Below are 3363 nucleotides of genomic sequence, written 5' to 3'. Positions count from 1 at the left end.
ACAAAATTATTGACAGACCCATCGCTAGTTTTATGTAGGGAGTGTCCGTAATGAAGATACATGTTATAAAAGGATTGTTCTGTTGAGATATAGTCATCAAGTTTACGGAAGTTCATTCTATATAGTCCAGAAAGCAACTTGAAATTATGATCTGAATGCCCTCTGAACCAGACCATTGGTTTACTTTTTTGAAAATCACTAATCATTTTTAGTTTCTTTAAAAATGATGCTGAATACATTTTTTTGTCTCCTAATTTTTTTGAAAGTATTCGCCAGATTTCACCTAACGTTCCCGTATTCACGACGTCCCACCGACTTAAGGCTCCGTCAGGAGCCGGCCGCGATGCGGTTAGTCGGTGCGGATGTGTCCGGCTGAATCTGCTTCCCTGCTGCTGAAATGCCCCGCCGAATCCACTTCTAACTCCGGTCCGGACCGAGGGGCGAATGCCCCGATGCGTGAATATTATGTTAGGCGATGCCTCCACTTCCTCGAGTTCCATCTTAATCACTTAACTCTTGTTTTATATAATCCTTTAAAGACTCTGTCATATATTTTTCTTTTTGATTATTTACATTAATTATACCGTTTGTTGAACCTTTAAACTGAAGTAAAACACCATCAGTTTCATTATCAATTTTTCCAACTCTTCTTAAAGTTAATACGAAATGTGTTCCTTCTTCATTAATATTCTCTTCAATTGAGTAATTTGATCTTTTTAATTCTTTAATTATGTATTTTATATCATTAGTATTTTCAATCGTTTTCGTCTTCCATCCCTCATCAATGTTGGATAAATCAAATTGAATTGGTTCTTTGTAGTCCTTCCAGTTTCCTACTGTGATATCGTCCTCTACGAAGTTAAAGGGTGTGAAAAGATAGTTATTCCAAACACTATTTAAATACAATGAAAACAATACAAATAAGATACAAATGGACACTAAAATCTTTTTTATTTCTCTCACTTCCTTGTTAAACTCTCATTGGAGGTTTCGCCTAACGTTCCCGTATTCACGACGTCCCACCGACTTAAGCCCCGCCAGGGGCGGCCGCGATGCGGTTAGTCGGTGCGGATGTGTCCGGCTGAATCTGCTTCCTTGCTGCTGAAAATACTTCTCTGATCCATCTTCTAACTCCTGCCGGACCGAGGGGCGAATGCCCCGAAGCGTGAATATTGTGTTATATGATGCCGCCTCTTCTTGAATAACTTTCACTTCGTTATGATCTCTGTTAATTCACTCTTCATTTCGCTCGTTATTTCAAATTCTTTATTGATAATAATTTGATTGTTATCACCTGATCCTATACTAATTAATTTTAGATACTTATAACTTGGATCAACTATTAGGTTTATTTCATATGTCTGTAGAGATTTGATTTTTTGTCCCCTTATTGCAAGATAATAATAGTATTCAGGAATTAATGGTTTACCTTGAAAACCCTTAAATGAATCTATATGAGAAATTAGTTTATAGATACTTGGACGCCTTTGATCAGGATTTCTAAAAGAAGATAAAATCACACCATCTTGAAGTCCTGGATCAACTTTCGAAATTATAGTATCAATTACGGAGTTCTCAGCATTTAATGTTTTTATCTGATCCATCAAATTCTCTTGTTTAGATTTAGAACAACCAACTAAAATTAGAAAGATCAATTGTATTGATACTATTGTTTTAAAGTATTTACGTTGCATCATCGACACCTCCATCAATAATACTGTTAGGCGGTTTCATATAACGTTCCCGTATTCACGAACCCTCACCGACTTAAGGGCCAACGGCCCGGCCGCGACGCGGTTAGTCGGTGCAGGGTTGTCCGGCTGATTCCGCTTCCCTGCTGACTGCCAAATGCGTCCCCGAATCCACTTCTGACTGCTTCGGCCGGACCAAGGGGCAGCTTCAGCTGACCCGCCGCGTGAATACAGTGTTATACGTAGTTGCCTCTTCCTCGAATCATCCCAAGATAGATTCCCTTGATCTTAACCCGCTCTTATTAACTTTGATTCAAATTTCTATTTTCAATACGGTCGGAGCACGCCTTTACTATCTATCGCTAATTATAAAAAATCAGCAAAGGATATTCGTGATCCATTACCGTCATTGAATCAAATTTGAAATCATAGTTATAAGGGTTAAGATCTGACGAATCGAACCAAAAGCTTGATTATAACTATTCAAAGACTGAACATGTTAGTTGAGCCCCTACTCTCCATCGTCGACTTCAACAAACTAACATGTTCTTATCAGTCTTTGAATTGACTATCAAGCTTCTTATTCGATTCGTTTTGGAATCTATCGGTCCAATCCAACTAATCATAATTTTAAACCAGGGCGCTAGCTCGAATTCTACATTAGTGCGTCTTCTTCGAGTTACTTGCCTCAATCAGACAAACTAATGTATTCGAGCTCTTCCTTGTAATACCTTCATTCCGCCCTGGTTACATGATTAGAGGATTGGATGGGATGTTCTTCTTTTGAATAGGCAATTACGTATAACGTTCTTGTATTCACGAATCCGAGAACCTTAAGGCAGCTTCAGCTGCCGGCCGCGACGCGGTTAGGTTCGCAGGGTTGTCCGCCTGACTCCACTTCTCGAAATTGCCTCGGGCGGACCAAGGGACGGCGCCAGCCGGCCCGTCGCGTGAATACGGTGTTAGACGCTGTTGCCTCTTCTCGAACTACAATCCGAGTCTTATTATTCCCGCTAGTCCAACGAATTGTATATTCATACTCCACTCCACAATAAAAAAACGTATTGATTCCCTCTTTAGTTGTGATTTTCTTATCCTGCTCGATAGTACATTTCAACCCCTTCCTATATCCCATTAGTAAAAACGTATTGATCAATTCCCCCGCAACTGGCACGCTGTCGCTAGGTCCCCCTTTGCATTCAGACCCTCACTAGATCCCGCCAAATGATAAGTAACCAAATTCCTTTAATCTCTTATATTGAAAAAATAGTTCTAAGCACACTTTACTTAATGGCTTCTTATTTCAGATCAACTATCCTATTTTTCAAATCGTTTTTGATCCAGGCAATTGCGTCTAACGTTCTTGTATTCACGAACCCGAGAACCTTAAGGCAGCTTCAGCTGCCGGCCGCGACGCGGTTAGGTTCGCAGGGTTGTCCGCCTGACTCCACTTCTCGAAATTGCCTCGGGCGGACCAAGGGACGGCGCCAGCCGACCCGTCGCGTGAATACGGTGTTAGATGTTGTTGGCGCCTTCTTCGAATTTGCTTCTGATTCATCTTATTTGATTAATGTCCTGCGATTTCCTTTAATATCTTCTGTTCGCGTGCATGTGCTTCTATTATCTTGGATTACCTACTGGTGCGATTTCTTTGACTGCTCTTCCTGTTCGC

At 40.6% G+C, this 3363-nt stretch carries 3 protein-coding genes; all 3 read right to left on the bottom strand.

Going from position 1 to position 3363, the window contains the following annotated elements; translation table 11 throughout:
- The coding region (locus tag H4Q31_RS21410) for an FRG domain-containing protein (protein WP_221626933.1) at nucleotides 1–302 on the bottom strand (302 nt) is incomplete at its 3' end.
- Between the two features lie 199 nt (nucleotides 303–501).
- Nucleotides 502–963 carry a hypothetical protein gene (locus H4Q31_RS20820; RefSeq protein ID WP_185180989.1) on the bottom strand — a complete coding sequence of 154 codons (462 nt, stop codon included), beginning with the start codon at nucleotides 961–963 and terminating at the stop codon, nucleotides 502–504.
- Nucleotides 964–1208: 245 nt separating this feature from the next.
- Nucleotides 1209–1694, bottom strand: a complete 486-nt coding sequence (locus tag H4Q31_RS20815) for a hypothetical protein (protein WP_185180988.1) — start codon at nucleotides 1692–1694, stop codon at nucleotides 1209–1211.
- Between the last annotated feature and the right edge of the window lie 1669 nt (nucleotides 1695–3363).

It is taken from the genome of Cohnella lubricantis (genome assembly GCF_014212015.1).
In the GTDB taxonomy this organism is placed as follows: Bacteria; Bacillota; Bacilli; order Paenibacillales; family Paenibacillaceae; genus Cohnella; species Cohnella lubricantis.
This window is presented reverse-complemented; position numbering and strand designations above follow the sequence as displayed.